The organism is Jiella sp. M17.18 (genome assembly GCF_041027365.1).
In the GTDB taxonomy this organism is placed as follows: Bacteria; Pseudomonadota; Alphaproteobacteria; order Rhizobiales; family Rhizobiaceae; genus VKMB-3413.
Genome location: NZ_JBFTEH010000053.1, coordinates 1 through 806 on the forward strand (window position 1 = coordinate 1; position 806 = coordinate 806).

The window sequence follows — 806 nt, forward strand, 5'->3', positions numbered from 1 at the left end:
TCATCGCCAAATACCAGCGCCGCTTCCCGGGCTTCGACGAGAAGGTCATATCGATGTACGCCCGCGGCATGAGCAATCGGGAGATTGTCGGGCATCTCCACGATCTCTACGGCGTCGACGTCTCGCCGGACCTGATCTCGGCCGTCACCGATGCCGTTCTGGACGAGGTTGCCGCCTGGCAGACCCGGCCGCTCGAGCCGGTCTATCCCCTTGTCTTCTTTGACGCCCTCAGGGTGAAGATCCGGGATGAAGGCTTCGTTCGTAACAAGGCCGTTCACATCGCGCTCGGCGTGCGGGCCGACGGCACCAAGGAGATCCTCGGTCTCTGGCTGGAGCAGAGCGAAGGCGCCAAGTTCTGGCTCAAGGTCATGAACGAGATGAAGAACCGGGGTGTCGAGGACGTTCTCCTCGCCGTCCTCGATGGCTTGAAGGGCTTTCCCGAGGCGATTGTCGCCGTTTTCCCGCAGACGACGGTCCAGACCTGTATCGTCCATCTGCTGCGCCACAGCCTCGACTTCACCTCCTACAAGGACCGCAAGGCCGTTGCGGCCGCGCTGAAGGAGATCTACCGGGCGACCGACGCCGACGCGGCCGAGAAGGCCCTGACGGCGTTCGAGGAGGGCGAATGGGGCCGCAAATACGCGGCGATCGGCCAGAGCTGGCGCCGGGCCTGGGGCGAGGTCGTCCCGTTCTTCGCCTTCCCCGAGGAAGTCCGCAAAATCATCTATACTACGAATGCTATAGAGGCACTGAACTCAAAGCTTCGCCGGGCTGTCCGCGCCCGCGGCCATTTCCCGAGCGACGAC

The 806-nt window shown here is 63.4% G+C and carries 1 protein-coding gene; it reads left to right on the plus strand.

Features of this window, described 5'->3' with window-relative positions; genetic code table 11:
• A partial coding sequence (locus tag AB5S17_RS23425) for an IS256 family transposase (protein ID WP_369243581.1) occupies positions 1 to 806 on the plus strand: 806 nt, incomplete at both ends.